Annotated in this window: 12 protein-coding genes; 6 read left to right on the top strand and 6 right to left on the bottom strand. The window is 67.4% G+C overall.

The features are described from left to right. The first annotated feature begins 78 nt into the window (after positions 1-78). Complete coding sequence (locus tag GIW57_RS14510) at positions 79-2,193, top strand: TonB-dependent receptor (protein WP_236511700.1); 2,115 nt, start codon at positions 79-81, stop codon at positions 2,191-2,193. A 77-nt stretch (positions 2,194-2,270) separates the two neighbouring features. On the opposite strand, the gene GIW57_RS14515 is transcribed toward GIW57_RS14510, so the two are convergent. Then, a complete protein-coding gene (locus GIW57_RS14515; RefSeq protein WP_236511702.1) occupies positions 2,271-2,597 on the bottom strand; it encodes a hypothetical protein in 327 nt (108 codons plus the stop codon). 141 nt (positions 2,598-2,738) lie between these two features. Between GIW57_RS14515 and GIW57_RS14520 the strand changes: the two genes are divergently transcribed. The 3 genes from GIW57_RS14520 (at position 2,739) to ligD (ending at position 6,690) form a co-directional block, all read left to right on the top strand. After that, positions 2,739-3,137, top strand: a complete 399-nt coding sequence (locus tag GIW57_RS14520; RefSeq protein ID WP_100461714.1) for a hypothetical protein — start codon at positions 2,739-2,741, stop codon at positions 3,135-3,137. A gap of 142 nt (positions 3,138-3,279) precedes the next feature. Beyond that, entirely contained in the window at positions 3,280-4,209 is a 930-nt protein-coding gene (locus GIW57_RS14525) for a Ku protein (protein WP_236511704.1), read from the top strand. Positions 4,210-4,212: 3 nt separating this feature from the next. Then, entirely contained in the window at positions 4,213-6,690 is a 2,478-nt protein-coding gene (ligD, locus tag GIW57_RS14530; RefSeq protein WP_236511706.1) for a DNA ligase D, read from the top strand. Positions 6,691-6,807: 117 nt separating this feature from the next. Here ligD and GIW57_RS14535 read toward each other — a convergent pair whose 3' ends face one another. From GIW57_RS14535 to adh, 3 genes are all read right to left on the bottom strand, one after another. After that, the gene (locus GIW57_RS14535) at positions 6,808-7,197 is read right to left on the bottom strand and encodes a hypothetical protein (protein ID WP_100462708.1); all 390 of its coding nucleotides are present in this window, start codon (positions 7,195-7,197) and stop codon (positions 6,808-6,810) included. Positions 7,198-7,301: 104 nt separating this feature from the next. Continuing rightward, positions 7,302-8,330: an alcohol dehydrogenase AdhP gene (adhP, locus tag GIW57_RS14540; RefSeq protein WP_236511708.1), complete on the bottom strand. Its 1,029-nt coding sequence runs from the start codon at positions 8,328-8,330 to the stop codon at positions 7,302-7,304. Between the two features lie 74 nt (positions 8,331-8,404). After that, entirely contained in the window at positions 8,405-9,934 is a 1,530-nt protein-coding gene (gene adh / locus GIW57_RS14545; RefSeq protein WP_236511710.1) for an aldehyde dehydrogenase, read from the bottom strand. Between the two features lie 222 nt (positions 9,935-10,156). On the opposite strand from adh, the gene GIW57_RS14550 reads away from it, so the two are divergent. Continuing rightward, positions 10,157-12,007 (top strand): sigma-54-dependent Fis family transcriptional regulator, encoded by a 1,851-nt coding sequence (locus GIW57_RS14550; RefSeq protein ID WP_236511712.1) that lies wholly within the window; start codon positions 10,157-10,159, stop codon positions 12,005-12,007. A 51-nt stretch (positions 12,008-12,058) separates the two neighbouring features. Here GIW57_RS14550 and eda read toward each other — a convergent pair whose 3' ends face one another. Continuing rightward, positions 12,059-12,697, bottom strand: coding sequence for a bifunctional 4-hydroxy-2-oxoglutarate aldolase/2-dehydro-3-deoxy-phosphogluconate aldolase (gene eda / locus GIW57_RS14555; RefSeq protein ID WP_100461719.1), 639 nt, complete (start codon positions 12,695-12,697; stop codon positions 12,059-12,061). Then, positions 12,684-13,703 carry a sugar kinase gene (locus GIW57_RS14560; RefSeq protein ID WP_100461720.1) on the bottom strand — a complete coding sequence of 340 codons (1,020 nt, stop codon included), beginning with the start codon at positions 13,701-13,703 and terminating at the stop codon, positions 12,684-12,686. Before GIW57_RS14560 ends, eda begins: the two co-directional genes overlap by 14 nt. A gap of 285 nt (positions 13,704-13,988) precedes the next feature. Between GIW57_RS14560 and GIW57_RS14565 the strand changes: the two genes are divergently transcribed. Continuing rightward, the gene (locus tag GIW57_RS14565; protein WP_100461721.1) at positions 13,989-16,751 is read left to right on the top strand and encodes a TonB-dependent receptor; all 2,763 of its coding nucleotides are present in this window, start codon (positions 13,989-13,991) and stop codon (positions 16,749-16,751) included. Positions 16,752-16,759: the final 8 nt, after the last annotated feature.

Genomic DNA, 16,759 nt, shown 5'->3' on the forward strand with positions numbered 1-16,759 from the left:
CCGGGGCTGGCCGCCGCCATCGTCATCCGCCTGCCCGTACCATGGCGTGCGTTGCCGCCCGATCCATCAACCTGAATCATGAATTCCGCCGTACGACGTCATTGCCTGCCGCTGTCCACCCTGCTGCTGTCGCCTTTGGCGGTGGGGGCCGAGCCATCGCCTACCGCGCTGCCGGCCGTGCAGGTGCAGGCCGCGCGGGTGCCGGGCGTGGATCCCTTCGCCCTGCCCGCCAGCCTGGATACGGTGTGGATCGATGCCGACCGTAGCGGCGCCAACGCGCAGCTGTCCGAGGCGCTGGGCGGGGTGCCGGGCCTGCTGGCCAGGGACCGGCAGAACTTCGCACAGGACACCCAGCTGTCGATCCGTGGCTTCGGCGCCCGTTCGACCTTCGGCGTGCGCGGGGTGCGGGTGCTGATTGATGGGGTGCCGGCGACCATGCCCGATGGCCAGGGCCAGCTGTCGCACGCCAGCCTGCTCGGTGCCGAGCGCATCGAGGTGCTGCGCGGGCCGTTCTCGGCGTTGTACGGTAATTCCTCCGGCGGCGTGCTGCAGGTGTGGAGCGCGCAGGGCCAGGCCGGTGACCCGTGGCGGCTGCGGGTGAATGCCGGTGCCGACAACACGCTCAGCGTCGGCGCGCAGCTGCGCGGGGCGGGCAAGGGCATCGACTACAACGTGGCCGCCAACCATTTCAGTACCGATGGCTGGCGTGACCATAGCCGTGCGCGCCGCGAATCGTTGAACGCGCGGCTGGGCACCGAGCTCGCTGGCGGCCGCCTGGAACTGCTGCTCAATGCGCTGCATGCGCCCAACGCGCAGGACCCGCTGGGCCTGACCCGCGCGCAGGTGGCGGCCGACCCGCGCCAGGCGACGGCAGTGGCCCACCAGTACAACACCCGCAAATCGGTGCGCCAGCAGCAGGCCGGCCTGCGCTGGACGCGGGAAGCCGGTGCGCAGCGCTGGCAGCTGATGGGCTATGCCGGGCAGCGCGCGGTGAGCCAGTACCTGCCGATTCCGCCGGGACCACAGGCCAACCCATTGCACGCCGGTGGCGTGATCGACCTGGATGGCGGCTACGGCGGCCTGGACGCGCGCTGGGGCTGGAACGGCGATCTGTGGGGCCGCCCGCTGGATCTGGTGGTGGGCGTGAATGCCGATCGCCAGCGCCAGCACCGCACTGGCTACGAGAACTTCATCGGCAGCACCGTGGGCGTACGCGGTCGCCTGCGTCGCGACCAGATCGACATCGTGCAGAACGTGGACCAGTTCGCGCAGGCGTGGTGGCAATGGAGCCCGCGCTGGTCGCTGCTGGCCGGAGTCCGCCACAGCACGGTGCGCTTCGAATCGGATGATCGCTACATCGTCGGGCGCAACCCGGACGACAGCGGCCGCCGCCGCTACCAGGCCACCACGCCGGTGGCGGGTGTCAGCTTCGAGGCCAGCCCGCAGTGGCGCCTGCACGCGGCCGTGGGCCGTGGATTTGAAACCCCGACGTTCAATGAACTGGGCTACCGCGCCGATGGCCAGGCCGGGCTGGCGCTGGATCTGGCGGCTGCCCGCAGCCGCAGCCTGGAAGTGGGCAGCAAGTGGCATGCGCAGGATGGAAGGCAGCTCGATGTGAGCGTGTTCCGCGCAGATACCGACGATGAGCTGGCCGTTGCCAGCAACACCAGTGGCCGCAGCACGTACCGCAACATCGGCCGCACCCGCCGCCAGGGCGTGGAGCTGCAGTACCGGCAACCGATGGCCGAGCAGCTGGAGCTGCAGCTGGCCTGGACCTGGCTGCAGGCGCAGGTGCGCTCGCCCTACCTGGCCTGTGCGGCCAGCAACTGCGCCGTGCCAGACACCGTGGTTGCCGCCGGCAGCCGCCTGCCCGGCGTGCCCCGGCAGCAGGCATATGCGCGCCTGCAATGGTCGCCGGGGGACTGGCAGTGGGCGCTGGAAGCTGCCGCCAGCAGCGACGTGGTGGTGAACGACATCGCCACCGAGCGCGCGCCGGGATACGCGCTGCTGAACCTGGAGGCTGGGCGCAGCTGGAGGCTGCAGGCCGGTGAACTGCGTGCATTCGCGCGCATCGACAACGTGCTGGACCAGCGCTACATCGGCTCGGTGATCGTCAACGACGGCAACGGCCGGTTCTTCGAACCGGGGCCGGACCGCCGCGCCAGCGTGGGCCTGCAGTGGTCATGGCGCTGAAGCGGTAGTGCGGGCCGCTGGCCGGCATCGCTCCGTGCTGGACTTGGGGGTTGCCGGCCAGCGGCCGGCACTATCCGTCAATCCGGGGCCTTGGCCGGCACGAACGGCGAGGTCGGATCGCTGGCCGGGAAGGTTTCTTCCAGCGCCTCGTCCTGGTTGTCGCTGGCATGCTGCTTGCGCTCGCGCCGCTTCAGCGGGCTTTCCTGGCCACCGCGGTTGCGATCACCGCAGTCCTTGCGGTCCTGAGCGGCCTGTTCAGGACGACGTACGACAGGCAACGCGCCCTCGTCTGGTGTCGACATGCCCGCACCGCGGTCCTCGGCGTCGGCCAGATCGTGTTTGCCGCGCTGCTCGCCCGGCTCGGGGGTGTGGTTCTCACGCAGGGGGGCACGGGTGGTGGTCATGGGGCATTCCTCCGGTAGGCCTCCACTACAGCGCGGACGAGGTAAAGCCACTGCGAACCTGGCGTCATGAACATCTTTGTCACGACTGGATAACGGCACCGCGCGTATTCCTGCCCACCCGCCCTGCTGCAGGAGCCGGCCATGCCCCGTCTTGAACGCCCCGCCCCGTCCGTGTTCAACGCCCTGCTGGATCCGCTGGGCCAGCGCAGCACGCAGCGCCGGACGCGCCGCATGGAGGATCCCCAAGCGGTGGCGCAGGATTACCTGCAGTACATGCTGAGCGACTACGAGGAACGCCGCGGACAGGGGCATCGCAACTGGCGCGATCTGTGCCCGGTGTATGCCTTCGCACTGACCACCCATGCCGCTGATTGGCCGCGTGGCGGTGAGGCCGATACCAGTGGCGAACTGGCCGAGCACTGGGACCAGATGCGTGGACAGTCGCGCCTGAACTGGGCACAGGCGCAGCCGGTGGTGGAAGATGCCTGGCGCGCGCTGGACCACATCCCTGCCGCCGCGGTGAGGCCACTGCTGCAGTAGTGCCGGCCGCTCGCCGGCAGCGCCTTGAAGCCTGGGGATGCCGGCCAGCGGCACTACCCGCACGGCGTGCACGTTGCCGACACGGTTGTTTCACGGTAGCCGGCCGAAGCTGGCTACCCCTGCTGAAACCCAGGTGCGCATCATGGCCCGCCCGATCTGGACCGGTACGCTTTCCTTCGGCCTGCTCAACGTACCGGTCTCGTTGATGTCCGGTGAGCGCAAGGTCGACCTGCACTTCCGCATGCTGGACTCGCGCGACCGCAAACCGATCCGCTTCGAACGGGTCAACGCCGATACCGGCGAAGAAGTGCCGTGGAAGGACATCGTCAAAGCCTTCGAGTACGACAAGGGCAGCTACGTTGTGCTGGAGGAAGACGATATCCGTTCGGCGGCGCCGGAAAGCCATGAAACGGTGGAGGTGGAAACCTTCGTCGACGCCAGCCAGATCGATCCGCGCTACTACGAGAAGCCCTATCTGCTGGTGCCGGGTAAAAAGGCCGAGAAAGGCTACGTGCTGCTGCGGGAAACGCTGCGCAGCACTGGCAAGGTCGGTATCGCCCGGGTGGTGGTGCGCACGCGCGAGTACCTGTGCGCGGTGATGCCCAACGGTGACGCACTGGTGCTGATGATCCTGCGTTATCCACAGGAACTGGTCGAGCCTGACGACTACACGCTGCCCAGTGGAAAGCTCGCCGATTACCGCATCACCAGCAAGGAAACGGCGATGGCCGAGCAGCTGATCGAGTCGATGGCCGGCGACTGGGATCCGTCGCAGTACCACGATGAATTCCGCGAACGCCTGCAGCAGGTGCTGAACAAGCGCATCAAGTCTAAGGGCGGCACGACCAAGGTAGAAGACGAGCCGGCACCGCGCGAAGATGCCAGCACCAACGTGGTGGACTTCATGTCGCTGCTGCAGAAGAGCCTGGATGCCAACAAGCGAACGCCGGCGAAGAAGGTGGCCGCGGGCAAGGCTCCGGCAAGGAAGGCAGCGGCGAAGAAGACACCGGCAAAAAAGGCCCCGGCGAAGAAGGCTGCAAAGAAAACCGTCGCGCGACGCAAGGCAGGTTGAGCCATGTCGTTGCATCAGTACCGGCGCAAGCGTCGGCTGGGCGGAGGCAGCGGGCAGACCCCCGAGCCGGATGAAACGCCTGCACGGGGCAACCCGAAGCGACGGCCGATCTTCGTGGTTCAACTGCACCACGCCAGCAGCCGCCACTACGATTTCCGCCTGGAAATGGATGGCGTGCTGAAGAGCTGGGCGGTGCCGAAGGGGCCGTCGCTGCGGGTGGGTGAGAAGCGCCTGGCGGTGGAGGTGGAAGACCATCCGCTGTCCTATGCCGGCTTCGAAGGTGACATTCCGGAAGGACACTACGGCGCTGGTCACGTCGACGTATTCGACCACGGCAGCTGGGCCTGCGAAGGCGATCCGCTGCAGGCGCTGGCGGCCGGCAAGATCGACTTCGTGCTGCATGGGCAGCGTCTGGCGGGTGGCTGGAAGCTGGTGCGCACGGCGATGAAGGGGCGCCAGGTGCAGTGGCTGCTGATCAAGCGCGACGACGAGCAGGCACGGGATGCCGAAGCGGACGATCTGCTGCACGCACCAGCACCCAGATCTGCGAAGGCGCCCCGCGCCTCTGCGAAGAAGGCGGCGCCAGCGCCGCGTACCGCACATCCACGCAAGGCCGATGCACGCTGGCATTCGCGTGCGCTGAAGCTGGATGGGGCGCGTGACAAGAGCTACCCGCGCCAGTTCAAACCCCAGCTCACTGATCATCGCGACAGCGCACCGGACGGCGAGCGTTGGCTGCACGAGATCAAGTGGGATGGCTACCGGCTGCTGGCCGATCTGCACGAGGGCGAGGTGAAACTGCGCTCGCGCAATGGGCTGGACTGGACGGCGGATTTTCCCGAGGTGGTGCAGGCCGTACAGGCGCTGCCGGTAAGCGATGCGCGCCTGGATGGGGAACTGGTGGTGCTGGATGACAACGGCCGCAGCGACTTCGCCGCGCTGCAGCGGGTCATCGACGGCAGCTCGAAACAACCGCTGCGCTACATCGTGTTCGATCTGCCGGGCGTGGCCGGGGTCGATATCAGCCGCGCGCCGCTGCTGCAACGCAAGGCACTGCTGAAAGAGCTGATCGGCGATGCAGTTGGCACGCTGGCCTTCAGCGAGCACGTCGTCGACCACGGCCCGGCGGTGTTCGACGCCAGCGGCAAGGCGGGCTTCGAAGGCATCGTCAGCAAGCAGATCGACGCGCCCTATGTGAACACCCGCGCACGCAGCTGGGTGAAGGTGAAGCACGAGGACACCGATGAATTCCTGATCATCGGCCACACCGCGCCAAAAGGCTCGCGGGTGGGATTCGGCTCGCTGCTGCTGGCCACGCCGGACAAGGGCGGCCTGCGCTATGTCGGTCGGGTCGGTACCGGCTTCGACGATGAGAGCCTGCGCGCGCTGTCGGCCACGCTGGCGCCGCTGGCGGTGAAGGCCGCGGTGCTGCAGCTGCCGTCGCATGTCCCCTTCCGTGCGGCCAGCGTGCGCTGGGTGAAGCCGGTGACGGTGGCCGAGGTCGCGTTCCGCGGCTGGGGCAAGGAAGGATTGCTGCGCCAGGCCAGCTTCAAGCGACTGCGCAGCGACAAGAAGAAAGAGGACCTGGCGATGAGTGCAGCACCGGCCGATGACGGCGACGACGTTGCCATCACCCATCCCGAGCGCGTGGTATTTGCGAAGAAGAAGCTCAGCAAGGGTGACGTCGCCGACTACTACCGGCAGATGGCACGCTGGATCCTGCCGGAAATCAGTGGACGACCGCTGTCGCTGCTGCGCTGTCCCGATGGCGTGGGCAAAGCCTGTTTCTTCCAGAAGCACCACGGCCAGGGCCTGGGCGACGCCGTGCATGCAGTGCCGCTGCAGCAGAAGAGCGGGCGCGAGGACTACGTCTACATCGATGACGAACGCGGGCTGCTGCAATTGGTGCAGATGAACACCCTGGAGCTGCATCCCTGGGGGGCGACGGTGGCCGATCCCGAGCATCCCGACAGGCTGGTGTTCGATCTTGATCCAGGTGAGGGCGTGAGCTGGGCCGACGTCAAGCGCGGCGCGCGTGATGTGCGCGATCGGCTGCAGGAAACCGGGCTGCAGAGCTTCGTGCGGTTGTCCGGTGGCAAGGGCGTGCATGTGGTGGTGCCATTGCAGCCGAAGGCAGACTGGGAGGACGCGAAAGCGTTCTGCGAAGCGTTCGCGCAGGCGATGGCCGAACAGGCGCCGGACCGCTACGTGGCGACGATGAGCAAGGCCAAGCGCAGCGGGGTGATCTTCATCGACTGGCTGCGCAATACACGCGGTGCGACCAGCGTGTGTTCGTGGTCGCTGCGTGCGCGCGAGAGCGCGGGCGTGGCGGTGCCACTGCGCTGGGAGGAACTGGCGCGGGTGAACGCTGCCGATGCGTTTCCGATGGACAAGGCGTTGGCACGGGCGAAGCGCTTGAAGGCGGATCCGTGGCAGGGCATCGACACGCTGAAGCAGACGCTGCCGACGCTGCAGCGGTAATGCCGGCCGCTGGCCGGCAGCTGCAGGATCATCGAGGTTGCCGGCCAGCGGCCGGCACTACCCGTATACGGGCATCGACGCGTTGAAGCAGAAGCGGCCAGTATTGACCGTGCGCGCTCAGCGCGGATCGCGCGACGCGCGGCGGCCTAACCACCAGCCCAGCAACAACTGCACCGGCAGTGAAACCAGCAGGCCGATGACGAACCAGCGCGGAAAATCGCCCCCCATCACCCACAGGCCATAGCCCGCGCCGAGCACCAGCAACGACCAGATCGAGGTGCCATGCGCGCGTGGCCAGCACGGCGCGTAGTAGGTGGCAAAGGCAATGGCGGCGATACCGCCGAGCACGGTGAATGCCAGGTCCCAACCGAGCTGTGCCTCGCTTCCCGGCGTCAGGCCCAGCAGCGATGGCAGCCAGCCTGCCGCACTGCTGACCAGGGTCAGCGCGAGCAACGCGCCGATCAGGGCGAGCAGGGAGAGAAAGATGGTCTTGAGCGTGGCGGGCATGCGCGCATTGTACGGCCGCCAGGCTGCCCGGCGCTGTCGGCAGATCGGCATGGCCGCCGTGCCCGTGGGAGAGGGAAACGGACACGGCGGCCATGCACAGGGGGTCAGGCAGCGAAGTCGATCACCACGCGGCCTTCGATGGTGCCCGCGTGCATGCGCGCGAACACATCGTTGACGTTCTCCAGGCGGTCGGTGCTGACCGTGGCGGCGACCTTGCCTTCGGCGGCGAACCGCAGCGATTCCTGCAGGTCCAGGCGGGTGCCGACGATCGAACCGCGCACGGTGACGCCGTTGAGCACCATGCCGAAGATGTCCAGCGGGAAGTTGCCCGGTGGCAGGCCGTTGAGCGAGACCGTGCCGCCGCGACGGACCATCCCCAGCGCCTGTTCGAAGGCCTTCGGCGAAACCGCGGTGACCAGCGCACCATGCGCGCCGCCGATCTCCTTCTTCAGGAACGCAGCCGGATCGGTGGTGCGCGCGTTGACGGTGACCTGCGCGCCCAGGCGCCTGGCCAGCGCCAGTTTGGCGTCGTCCACGTCCACGGCTGCAACGTTCAGGCCCATCGCGCTGGCGTACTGCACGGCCATGTGGCCGAGGCCGCCGATGCCGGAGATCGCCACCCAGTCACCGGGCTTGGTGTCGGTGACCTTCAGGCCCTTGTACACGGTGACGCCCGCGCACAGCACCGGCGCGATCTCCACGAAGCCCACTTCCTTCGGAAGCAGGCCGACATAGTTGGCATCGGCCAGTGCGTACTCGGCGAAGCCGCCGTTGACCGAGTAGCCGGTATTGCGCTGCGTTTCGCACAGCGTTTCCCAGCCCCCCAGGCAGTGTTCGCAATGGCCACACGCCGAGTACAACCAGGGGATGCCGACCCTGTCACCTTCCTTGATGTGCCCTACCCCGCCTCCCACGGCCACGACGTGCCCCACGCCCTCGTGGCCGGGGATGAACGGCGGGTTCGGTCTCACCGGCCAGTCGCCCTCGGCGGCGTGCAGGTCGGTGTGGCAGACGCCACAGGCCTCGATCTTGACCAGCACCTCGCCCGCCCCCGGGCGCGGTACCACGACTTCTTCGATGACCAGCGGCTTGCCGAACTCACGGACGACGGCGGCCTTCATGGTTCTGTTCATGCGTGCTTCTCCGTAGTGCGCTTGCAGACAGGATGGCGCTGGCCCCATGCCCGCGCCTTGATCCCGATCAATCCTCAGAAGAAGCCGAGCTTCTTCGGTGCGTAGCTGACCAGCAGGTTCTTGGTCTGCTGGTAGTGGTCGAGCATCATCCGGTGGTTCTCGCGGCCGATGCCCGACTGCTTGTAGCCGCCGAACGCGGCGTGTGCCGGGTAGGCGTGATAGCAGTTGGTCCATACCCGCCCGGCCTGGATCGCGCGGCCCACCCGGTACAGGCGCGCGGCATCGCGGCTCCAGACACCGGCACCCAGCCCGTACAGCGTGTCGTTGGCAATCTGCAATGCTTCTTCTTCGGTCTTGAACGTGGTCACCGACACCACCGGCCCGAAGATCTCCTCCTGGAACACACGCATGCCGTTGTGACCCTTGAACACGGTCGGCTGCACATAGAAGCCGCCGGTCAGATCACCACCGAGCGCGGCCTTGCCGCCACCGATCAGCACCTCGGCGCCTTCCTCGCGGCCGATGGCGATGTAGGACAGGATCTTCTCCAGCTGTTCGCCCGATGCCTGCGCCCCCACCATGGTGTTCGGGTCCAGCGGATTGCCCTGCCGGATCGCTGCCACGCGTTCCAGCACGCGTTCCATGAAGCGTTCGTAGATCGATTCCTGCACCAGCGCGCGCGACGGGCAGGTGCAGACCTCGCCCTGGTTGAAGGCGAACATGACGAAGCCTTCCACCGCCTTGTCGAGGAAATCATCGTCCTCGGCCATCACGTCGGCGAAGAACAGGTTCGGCGATTTGCCGCCCAGTTCCAGCGTCACCGGAATCAGGTTCTGGCTGGCGTACTGCATGATCAGGCGGCCGGTGGAGGTCTCGCCGGTGAAGGCGATCTTGGCGATACGCGGGCTGCTGGCCAGCGGCTTGCCCGCCTCCAGGCCGAAGCCGTTGACCACGTTGAGCACGCCCGGCGGCAGCAGGTCGCCGATCACTTCCATCAGCACCAGGATCGATGCCGGGGTCTGCTCGGCCGGCTTGAGCACCACGCAGTTGCCGGCGGCCAGTGCCGGCGCCAGTTTCCAGGCCGCCATCAGCAGCGGGAAGTTCCACGGAATGATCTGCCCGACCACGCCCAGCGGTTCGTGGAAATGGTAGGCCACGGTGTCGTCGTCGATCTGCGACAGGCTGCCTTCCTGCGCGCGCAGGCAACCGGCGAAGTAGCGGAAGTGGTCGGCCATCAGCGGCACGTCGGCGTTGAGCGTCTCGCGGATCGGCTTGCCGTTGTCCCAGGTCTCGGCGTGGGCCAGCAGTTCCAGGTTCTGTTCGATGCGATCGGCGATGCGGTTGAGCAGCAGTGCACGGTGTGCGGCCGATGTGCGGCCCCAGGCATCCTTGGCGGCGTGCGCGGCATCGAGTGCGGCGTCGATATCCTCGGCGTTGGAGCGGGCCACTTCAGTGAACACCCGGCCGTTCACCGGCGAGATGTTGTCGAAGTACTGTCCGCTGCGCGGCGCGATCCATTCGCCACCGATGTAGTTGCCATAGCGCGGCTTGAACAGGGAGCGCGGATCGGTGGCATGCGGGCGGGTGGACGGTACGGCGTTCATGGCGGCTCCTGTGGTGGGCGTGGTGCATCCACAGGCGCAAGGACGATGCCAACCCTGGCCTGCTGCGCTGCATCACGCCTTCATCGCCCGGCCATCGGTCATCGTGTCGCGCAGGCTGCCGCAGTGCAGCAGGTGTGGCCGTTGCAGGCCGGCGCGGGGTGTGCTGTTAATCGGGACAGGTCCCGCAACAACTGTCGCAATGTGCGACACAGGAGGCTGTCGGTGTCCCCGCTTGCTCCCGATCCCCGCTTGGGCAGTGCCCGGCGCAGTTTCTTCGAGCGCGGCGCTGCCCCGGTCGGCGCGGTGCCCGAGGCGATCCTGCATTCCTGGCAGCGCTGCCAGCGGCACGGCCTGCTGGTGGATGCGCAGCCGAGCGCCGAACCGCTGACCGACCACCGCCTGCGCGAGCTGCGCCAGCGCCGCGAGCGCCTGTGGCGACAGGCGCGCCCGGAGCTGGAGGGACTGGCGGCGGAAATGACCCACAGCGGCAGCATCGTGCTGCTGACCGATGAAGACGGCTGGATCCTCGACGCCGAAGGCAACACCGGTTTCCTCGACAAGGCCGGTCGTGTCGCGCTGATGCCCGGCATGCGCTGGGACGAAGGCACGGTCGGCACCAACGCGATCGGCACCGCGCTGGTGGACGGACGCGCGCTGCAGGTGCGTGGCGGCGAACACTACTTCGCCCCGCACGGCATCCTCACCTGTTCGGCGGTGCCGATCCTCGATCCCTACGGGCAGTGCCTGGGTGTGCTCGACGTATCCGGTGATGCGCGGTTGCCGCACCTGCATGCACTGGCACTGGTGCGGCAGGCGGTAGCGCAGATCGAGCACCGCGGTTTCGCCGACGGCCTGGCCGACTGCGAGCTGCTGCGCCTGCATCATCAACCCGCGCTGCTCGGCAGTGCGCGCGAGGGCGTGCTCGGCTTCCGCGGCGGACGCTTGATCGCGGCCAATCGTGCCGGGCTGGCGCTGTTCGGGCTCGATCGGCAGGATATCGGCCGCACGCCGTACGAAGCTTTGTTCGAACAGCCGCTGTCGCGGCTGGCCGATGACGGCGTGCTGCTTGATCGCCAGGGTCGTCGTTTGTACGGCGTGCGCGAAGCACGCGCGTCGCGACGCAGTGTGGCCACGCCGGTGGCGGCTGCGCAGGCGTCGGCCCATGCGCAGGGTCCACTGTTCGATACCGCGCAGCAGCAACAGCTGGCCAATGCAGGACGTGTGCTGCAGGCCGGATTGCCGGTGCTGCTGCAGGGCGAGACCGGCACCGGCAAGGAAGTCTTCGCGCGCGAACTGCACGCACGCAGCACGCGTGCCGGAAAGCCCTTCGTCGCGGTGAACTGCGCGGCGCTGCCGGAGGGACTGATCGAAGCAGAACTGTTCGGCTACGAGGACGGTGCGTTCACCGGCGCGCGCCGCCAGGGCAGCCCAGGCCTGCTGCGGCAGGCCGAGGGCGGTACGTTGTTCCTCGATGAGATCGGCGACATGCCGTTGGCGCTGCAACCGCGTCTGCTGCGCGTGCTGCAGGAGCGCGAGCTGTCACCGCTGGGTGGCGGCAAGCCGGTGAAACTGGATTTCGCGCTGGTCTGCGCCAGTCACTGCGAACTGCCGCAGGCGGTGGATGCAGGCCGCTTCCGTGCGGATCTGTATTACCGCATCGCCGACCACGTGGTGACCCTGGCACCGCTGCGGCAGCATCCTGATCGGGCTGCCGTGGTGGATGCGCTGTGGCAGCAGCTGGGACACGGCCATGTGTTGTCTGCGCAGACGCGCGCGGCACTGGTGGCCCATGCCTGGCCCGGCAACCTGCGCCAGCTGAGCGCCTGCCTGCGCACGCTGGCCGCCCTGGCTGAGCCGGGTCAAGCGGTGGAGCCGCAGCTGCTGCCGGCGGACGTACGTGCTGGCACGACGGCCGCGCCAGCACTGCCTGCCAGCGGAGTGCTGGAGGAGATCGCCGAGGCGGCCATGCGCCAGGCGCTGGCCGAGTGCCGGGGCAACGTCAGTGCGGCGGCCAAGCGGCTGGGGATCAACCGCAGCACTCTGTACCGGCGCCTGGGTACGCCACGCGCTTGAGCGGATGCGCTGGCGCCGGGCCTGTGCCCGGCTCCAGCAGGGGCCGAGGGATCAGCCCGCCAGCACCGCGGCTTCGCGCGCCAGGCGCTCGACGCTGTCCCAGTCGCGGGTCTGCATCAGCGCGGCGGTGGTCAGCCAGGAGCCGCCCACGCACAGCACGTTGGGCAGGTGCAGGAACTGGCTCGCGGTCTGCGCGCTGATGCCGCCGGTCGGACAGAAGCGCACATCAGCGAACGGGCCGTGCCATGCCGACAGCATCGCCGCACCCCCGGCCTGCACGGCGGGGAAGAACTTGAAGGTATCCAGGCCATGTTCCAGGCCGACGATCAGCTCCGAACCGGTAGCCACACCCGGCAGGTAGGGCAGATCGGCATCGCGTGCGGCGGCATACAGCCGTGGCGTCGCCCCGGGCGACACCGCGAAGCGGCCGCCGGCTTCCTTCACGGCCTGCATCTGTGCGGCATCGAGCACGGTACCGGCACCGATCACCGCATCCGGTACCGCTTCGACCATTGCCTTGATGGCTTCCAGTGCACGCGGCGTGCGCAGGGTCACCTCGATCACCGGCAGGCCACCACGGAACAGCGCCTGCGCGACCTGCACCGCATCGTCGATGTCATCGGGGGTGAACACCGGAATCACCGGTGCCAGTTTCAGTACCGCACGAACGCGTGGATCAGCGCCGGACATCGAATCGCTCCTCGCCCATCAGGGCCAACACATCAGCTTCGCTGACGGGATTGAAATCGCCGGGAATGGAGTGCTTCAGGCCCCCGGCGGCCAGGCCGAAGCGCACGGTGGCGTCGGCATCGAAGGCGGACAGGATGCCATGCAGGATCCCTGCCGCGAAGGCATCACCACCGCCGATGCGGTCGACAATGCCCTGCAGCTGGCGTACCGGTGCCTGTGCGCGGGTGCCATCGCGGCGCAGCAGCAGCGCGCCCAGCGCATGGTGGTCCACGCTCAGCGTCTGCCGCTGGGTGCAGGCCAGCCACTGCAGCTGCGGGAATGCGTCGAATGCCGCTGCGGCCGCCGCTTCCACGCGCGCGACCACGTCGGCCTGTTCGAAGCGCTGGCCGAGGATGACTTCGATATCGCGGTAATCGGCAAAGACGATGTCGGCCTGCGCGAACAGTTCGTGCAGGATCGCCTGCGCATCGCCGCCCCAACGTTGCCACAGCTTCGGCCGGAAGTTGCCATCGAAGGACACACGCACGCCCAGCGCACGGGCGGCGCGCGCTGCGGCCAGCGTGGCCTGGGCCACGTCCGGACCCAGCGCCGGGCTGACCCCGGACAGGTGCAGCCACTGCGCGCCCTGCAGCAGCGCCGGCCAGTCGTAGTCGGCGGCAGTGCTGTTGGCGAATGCGGAATCGGCACGGTCATAGACCACTTCACTGGCCCGTTGCACCGCGCCGGTGGTCAGGAAATACAGGCCCATGCGGCCCTCGGCATCCTCGCGCACGCCGCGCGTATCGACGCCATGCCGGCGCAGTTCGGCCAGCGCATGCGCGCCGAGCGCGTTGCCGGCGACGGTGCTGACCATGGCCACGTCATGTCCAAAACGGGACAGCGAGACAGCCACGTTCGCCTCGGCGCCGCCGACGTGCACCTGCAGCTGCGGCGATTGCAGCAGCAGTTCGCGACCGGGTGCACCCAGGCGCAGCAGCAATTCCCCGAAACACACGATACGACCCATTTCTGCTCCTTCACGCGTGCCGCCCGCATGTGACACTGGGCGGCGTGGTAGTGGACCACGCGTGGGGCGTGGAATTGGCTAGCGGTGTCATTTCAATCCCGCCCGGCCTTGCCCTAAGCCTACCAAACTGTTGGAAGCATTGTCCTGCAAGCGTCTTGGAGACATTTCAGATCTGTTGCGGTGCAAGATGCCGGATCGGGAACGTGCTGTTAACGTCCGGCCTGACCAGCGGTGTCATCACGCTGAAACAGCCGCGATACCAGACCTTTGGGAGAGGGGAAAGGCATGCATTCTCGGAACCATGAAAAAAAGACACCGGTTACCTTGCTCGCGTTGGCCGTAGCACTGGCCCTGGCAGGCAACGCCGGCGCGCAGCAGCAGAGCGCCAACCCGAACGCCACCGACCTGGATACGGTCACCGTCACCGGCTACCGCGCCAGCGTGGAGAAGGCGCTGGACATCAAGCGCGGCGAAGCCGGCGTGGTCGATGCCATCGTTGCCGAGGACATCGGCAAGTTCCCCGACCTGAACCTGGCCGAGTCGCTGCAGCGCATCCCCGGCGTGGTCATCACCCGTGAGGCCGGCGAAGGCCGCAACATCTCGGTGCGTGGCCTCGGCCCGGAATTCACCCGCGTGCGCATCAACGGCATGGAAGCGCTGACCACGGTCGGCGCCGGTGACCAGAGCGGCGGCACCAACCGCGGCCGTGGCTTCGACTTCAACGTGTTCGCCTCGGACCTGTTCTCGCAGCTGCTGGTGCGCAAGACCGCCTCGGCCGACGTCGAGGAGGGCTCGCTGGGCGCCACCGTCGATCTGCGCACCGCGCGTCCGTTCGACTACGACGGCTTCACTTTCGCCGCCAGTGGCCAGGCCAGCTACAACGCGATGGCCGAGAAGGCCGACCCGCGCATCGCCGCGCTGGTTTCCAACACGTTCGCCGATGGCACCTTCGGCGCACTGCTGTCGGTGGCCTATTCCGAGCGCCAGGCGCTGGAGGAAGGCTCCAACACCGGCCGCTGGGCCAACGGCCCGAGCAACGGCAACTTCGCCGCATCCTCGCCGTTCGCCGCCGCGCGTGGCGCCAACGTGTTCCATCCGCGCTTCCCGCGCTATGTGCAGATGGAACACGAACAGAAGCGGCTGGGCGTAACCGGTTCGCTGCAGTGGAAGCCGAACGACGCCACCGAGATCTCGCTGGATGCGCTGTACTCGAAGATCGATGCGACGCGCGACGAGCACTACATCGAAGCGATCTCCTTCAGTCGCGGCGCCAACGCGAACGCACGCCTGTCCGGCAAGCCGGCCACCATCGTCAAGAATGGCGAGATCCGCGACAACGCACTGCTCTACGGCGAATTCGACAACGTCGACATCCGCACCGAGAACCGCCACGACGAGTGGAGCACCGAGTTCAAGCAGATCGCGCTGAACGGCCAGCACCGCTTCGGCGATGACTTCACCCTGTCCGGCAAGCTCGGCATCTCGCGCTCCAAGCACGAGAATCCGGTGCAGACCACGGTCATCATGGACAAGTACGACGTCAAGGGTTACAGCTACGACTACCGCGGCAACAGCCGTGCACCCGTGCTCAACTACGGCATCGACCCGACCGATCCCAATGGCTGGGAACTGGCCGAGATCCGCCTGCGTCCGCAGTACGTGGACAACGACTTCGATACCGGCCAGATCGACTTCAACTGGAACATCAGCCCGGGCTTCCGACTGAAGGGCGGCGTGCTGGCCAAGGACTACACGTTCAAGACCGTCGAACTGCGCCGCGCCAGCGAACTGGCCGTGCCCAACTTCGCCGGCGGCAGCAAGATCGTGCCCGCGGACCTGACCGAGCAGGCCGGACTGAAGGGCATCAGCGGCAGTCCGTCGAACTGGGTCGTGCCGGACCTGGATGCGATCGCCGAACAGCTGGACATCTACAGCAACAGCGGCACCTTCGCCGTTGCCCCGCGCGCCAACAACGTGCGCAGCGTCGAAGAGAAGGACCGTGGCGCCTACCTGATGGGCGAGTTCTCCACCGAACTGGGCTCGCTGCCGTTGTCGGGCAACTTCGGCGTGCGCTACGTGCGCACCAAGCAGTCGTCCACCGGGCAGTCGACGCTGGCCAACGGCACCGTCGAAACCACGGTCAGCCGCACCTACGACGACACCCTGCCCTCGTTCAACCTGGTGGCTGAGGTCACCCCGGACTTCCTGATCCGGCTGGGTGCGGCCAAGGTGATGAGCCGTCCGGGGCTGGGCAGCCTGACGCCGGGCGCGACGGTGGCGGTGGCCGGTGGCGCACGCACCATCTCCAGTGGCAACCCAGTGCTGGATCCGATCCGTGCGACCAATGTCGACCTCGGCTTCGAGTGGTACTTCGCCGAAGGCGCAATGGCGGGCATCGGCCTGTTCTACAAGGACATCGAGAGCTTCGTGCAGACCACCCGCGAAGTGCGTCCGTACAGCGACAGCGGCCTGCCGGCCTCGCTGCTGGTCGGCACCGGCGCCTCGGCCACCGATGACTTCACCTACAGCAAGCCGGTCAACACCCCGGGCGGCGAACTGCACGGCGTGGAAGCCAACTACACCCAGCCCTTCACCTTCCTGCCGGGCAAGTGGGCCAACCTGGGCGTGCAGTTGAACTACACCTGGGTGGAATCGAAGATCCAGTACATCAACGCGGCCGGGCAACCGGTGATGAAGACCGACCTGACCGGCCTGTCGAAGTCGTCGTGGAACGCCACGCTGTTCTATGAAGGCGAGAAATTCGCGGGGCGCATCTCGGCCACCAACCGCGATGACTACCTGACCCAGGCACCAGGCCAGGAAACCGGCTTCAACCTCGACGGCTACCACGGCATGACCGGTACCACGGTGTTCGATGCGTCCATCCGCTACAAGATCAGCGACCAGCTGGAACTGAGCCTGGAAGGCATCAACCTGACCAACGAAGCCTCCGACGAGTGGGTGTACTCGCCGCTGACCGGTCGCCTGCCGCTGCAGTACACCGAGACCGGCCGCCAGTACCTGCTGGGGCTGCGCTACAAGTTCTGAGCAACGCC

This window comes from Stenotrophomonas sp. PA-6-5C (assembly GCF_021605635.1).
In the GTDB taxonomy this organism is placed as follows: domain Bacteria; phylum Pseudomonadota; class Gammaproteobacteria; order Xanthomonadales; family Xanthomonadaceae; genus Stenotrophomonas; species Stenotrophomonas lactitubi.